Annotated in this window: 4 protein-coding genes; all 4 read right to left on the bottom strand. The window is 31.9% G+C overall.

What is annotated here, in order from left to right; genetic code table 11:
* Positions 1–245 precede the first annotated feature (245 nt).
* The 4 genes from DZ60_RS0121715 to DZ60_RS0121730 are packed head-to-tail and all read right to left on the bottom strand — an operon-like array spanning position 246 to position 3,750.
* Entirely contained in the window at positions 246–1,148 is a 903-nt protein-coding gene (locus DZ60_RS0121715) for a GTP-binding protein (RefSeq protein WP_025744112.1), read from the bottom strand.
* Positions 1,149–1,204: 56 nt separating this feature from the next.
* Positions 1,205–1,738: a molybdopterin adenylyltransferase gene (mog, locus tag DZ60_RS0121720; RefSeq protein WP_025744113.1), complete on the bottom strand. Its 534-nt coding sequence runs from the start codon at positions 1,736–1,738 to the stop codon at positions 1,205–1,207.
* A gap of 34 nt (positions 1,739–1,772) precedes the next feature.
* Positions 1,773–2,081, bottom strand: coding sequence for a heavy-metal-associated domain-containing protein (locus DZ60_RS0121725; RefSeq protein ID WP_025744114.1), 309 nt, complete (start codon positions 2,079–2,081; stop codon positions 1,773–1,775).
* Positions 2,082–2,097: 16 nt separating this feature from the next.
* On the bottom strand, positions 2,098–3,750 hold the full coding sequence (locus tag DZ60_RS0121730; RefSeq protein WP_241448774.1) for a PhoX family protein: 1,653 nt from the start codon (positions 3,748–3,750) through the stop codon (positions 2,098–2,100).
* Positions 3,751–4,187 lie beyond the last annotated feature (437 nt).

Consider the following 4,187-nt stretch of genomic DNA (forward strand, 5'->3'; position numbering starts at 1 on the left):
TAATAGAGGAAAAAGATTATAAAGACGGTTCAAAGTAACATGCTACTTCCTTATATCTTTATTTATCAGTAATTTAAATAATAAATATTCTATTTGATGAGACAACCTTCGCAAAAGTAATATACGAATAGTACTTTTTACATTGCTAATTTTACATAGATTTTGAGATAACACCTTTAGGTATATACTTTAGATAAAGTAACTTTAGAATTTTGAGCATTATATAATACATGATTATAATTAACTTAATCTATTAAGAGAATTGTTTCAACCGTTTTTTGAAGTAAAGAAGGCTGGCTACCAGGTCCAATAGTCAATAATTTAGAACCTGTTATAGGGACACCATTAAATGGACGTATACATACGGTACCATCAGGAGTACGTTCAAAAAAAACATATTCTTTCGCATTACCTATTGTCGTGCACCCTTTTACTCTAAGAATACTTTTAGGCAGTGCATGACAAATGTCATGTATACTTTTTTCATTGGGTAAAACAGGTAAATCAATTGAGCACGAAGACCAATGTGCTTTTTGATGATCAAACTTTTGTGATGAATTTTTAGAGGGTACTAATTCTGGTAACAATAAAACATCCAAACTTTCTATAGTTACTATTTTAGCCATTGGATTGAGCGTTTTTAATTCATCAATCACCTGATTTTTTCTATTTTCATGTATCTTTTCAAGATGTGTTAAAACCAATAATGAAGAAACCTGAATTTGATTAGCCTCAAGTTCATTATGTTCCCCTCGCTTTTGCCAATTTTTGACGTCTACTACAGAAATTTGAATCGGTGGTAAAAATCTATCATTTATTCCAACACCTAAAAATTCCATCAACGAGCATGCATCCGATGTCCCATTAGCTTCAATCAAAGTAACTCCATGTACTCTTTCAGGGATTCTATTTACCGTGTTTCTAAGTTCAACTATACCCGTACAACAAATACAACTTCCGCTTAAAGGTTTAATGTTCTTTAATGCAATTTGTTTAGCAAATTGTTGGGCATCCATATTTGCATTTTCATAATCATTAAGAATAACAAAAGGACTCCATCCATTACTAGAAAATTTTTCTATCAAATGTTTTAATAATGTTGTTTTACCTGCACCCAAAAATCCAACGACCGTTATAATAGCTTCCATATTTTTGTTTTTCAACTTTTATTTGGCCATCTCCTGTACCTAAATACAAACAGAATTTACTTATTTTTTGGCCTAAATGGTATAATAATTTCTTCATTACATACCAAATATGGACCATCCATAAGGTCTATGCAATAAGGTACTGCAGGGAAAACGGCATCTAAGCATTCCCTAATTGATTTTGGTTTTCCCGGCAGATTAATAATCAAGCTATTCTTTCTAAGCCCAGCTGTTTGACGTGATAAAATAGCGGTTGGTACAAATTTTAAAGATTCGGCTCTCATAAGTTCACCAAAACCAGGCATCATACGATCACATACTGCTTCTGTGGCTTCGGGTGTTACATCTCTTTTGGCTGGACCAGTTCCTCCTGTCGTAACAACTAAACAACATTTTTCATTATCGACCAAATTGATAATTGTTTTTTCAATATCCTTTTGTTCATCGGGGACTATTGTATAAATCTTTTCCCATTCTGAAATCAAATAGTCATTGAGTGTATTTATAATTGCTTTTCCACTAATATCTTCGTAAACGCCCTTATGACATCTATCACTTACTGTAATAATACCTATTTTTGCTATTGACATATTTCACGCTGTGCTATAAAATCACCTATATTTATTACTTACAAGGTATTTGTGTTGTTAACTCCTTTACAGCAGAACTGAGTTTTTCGGGAGTCGTGTTTTTTGGATCGTATACAATAGAAATTTGTTTTATATTCAAATCTAAAATAGATTGATGTACACCATCTATCTTTTGAAGACCGTCTTCTATTATTTTTTGACATTTATGACACCTAGCTTTTGGTGTATTTAATACCAAAACTACATCATTTTCCCCTTTTATCAATACCCTTTCTTCTTTTGCTATATGATTACATGATACCAAAGACATTAGTATTAATGGTATTAAGATGATTTTTTTCATGTTATACATAATTAAATTAAATCTCAGTTTCTATTTTGTTAAGCATATTCATTTTTTCTATTAAATCACCAGTAATAGCTACCACAGCAGGTTTTGGAAGATTATCTGCATCAAAAGGCCATGTACTGGTGGGAAAATTTAAATCTTTGGTTTGTTCTCCTGGATGTTGTACACTCAAAAAAAGTGTTTTACCATCTGGTGAAAACCAAGGCCCTGTAAGTTCTGCATCTTTTGGCGCTGATGCTACTCGAATTACTTTTCCGGCATCTTTACCGTATCTGGGAATTACAAATAGGCTATTGTTTTTAAACGCCATATAAGGTGTATCTTCTTTGTTCATTGAACTTCCTGATATATCTGATGTTATCCAAAGATTTCCTGATAAATCGAATGCTAAATTATCGGGACAAGAAAACCCATTTTCATCACCTCCTGCTTTGTAAGTAGAGGCTTTAAAACTCAAAGAATCAAATTCTCCATTAGTTTCTTCTATTTTGAGAATAGATCCATGAAAATCATTTTTACTTTTGTTATTCGTTAGTGACACAAATATATTTCCAGTAATAGGATCTATTTCAATATCCTCTGGTCGGTTTAACTCTGTAGCACCTAATAATTTTGCAGCTTCTCTTGCTCTAATCAATACTTCTGTTTGGTCTTTGAATTTATTTTTTAAAATAGGTTGATTTTTCCAATCTAAGGCTAACCATTTTCCATGAACAGTATCGGCTACATATAACGTTCCTTCCTTTAAAGAACTTGGTTCGGAAGAAACAAATTTATATAAATGTTCATTGTTTTTATCATCTCCTGTGTAAGCAACTATACGCTTATCTTCGAGTTCATATATGGTACAACATTCGTGGGCAAATCGACCTAAAGCAATATGTTTTTGAGCTGTTCCGTCTTGTGGATTCACTTCAACTACCCAACCATAATGTTCTGGTGGATAGTTATAAAATTCTTCCCAACCTAACCAGCTTGGTCTGTGGGTTGTAACATTATTTTCATCATATTCAGTTTCTCCAAAACAACTATCGTAATTTTCTTCACATGTAATAAATGTTTTCCAAGGAGTGATGCCCCCAGAACAATTACTATGAGTTCCAATTACAGTAGTTGCTCCTGCAATAGGAATATCCCAATTTAATTTTATTGGAGTTTTTGCAGTTATACGCCTATTATGCGGGTCATTCTCAACAATTTTCCAGATACCCTTTTCTTCTTTTATTCTTACTATACTTCCGCCAACATTATACATTTCTTTATCAACTTGTTGTATAGTTCTATGCTTAGATGGGTTTTCGTATTTTTTGAAATCAAAATCAGAAACAAACAGTGGATTTACATATTCATGATTTACCCATAGCAAACCGTCTTTAGGATTGTTATCATCAAAAGGAATGAAACAAGTAAAATCGTTATTAAACCCAAAGGTATCTGTATCACTAATTTTATCACCCCATTTTATTATAGGGTAATAATTTAGGCCATTCGCTACTAGTAAATCATCCTTATCCGAAGGAATTAAACCCTCTATAACAAGATTCTCTAACTCATTAAGTCTTTTGTTAGAAATTGTATTAAAATTATTGGTTGGTGTTGTTGTATTGCCACAATTTATTAAAAATTGAGGCATAATTACAGCCCCCAAACTGGCTTTTCCCATAAAAAAAACAAACTGTTTTCTATTATATTTCATACTATCATTCTATCGAACTAATCTTGACTTTTTATTTTTTTAATTTAAATAATTAGGAAAGAATTATAAATTGAAGAGCACCTTGACTAAAAGAATATTGTTTTTGAATAAATTCATTTATAAAACCCCTACATTCCATTCGAGTGTCTTTTAAACTCCTATTTTGACCATTTCCTTACCCCCAATGCTGTTTCTGAAAACAGCCCCCATTCACTTATACGTCTGGGTTACAAATATAATATTAATATCTTTTAACGCAACTAAGTTGCATTTAATGTTTCACTTCTCTAATCTACTCTAGGCTGTCTATTTATTTTTCGCATACTCTTTATTAAAATAACCACGAATCATAGTACAAAAACGGATATATTGGAACATTAGGTGAGTTTCGATATGATCAACCT

The sequence above is a fragment of the Aquimarina pacifica genome (assembly GCF_000520955.1).
Classification (GTDB): domain Bacteria; phylum Bacteroidota; class Bacteroidia; order Flavobacteriales; family Flavobacteriaceae; genus Aquimarina; species Aquimarina pacifica.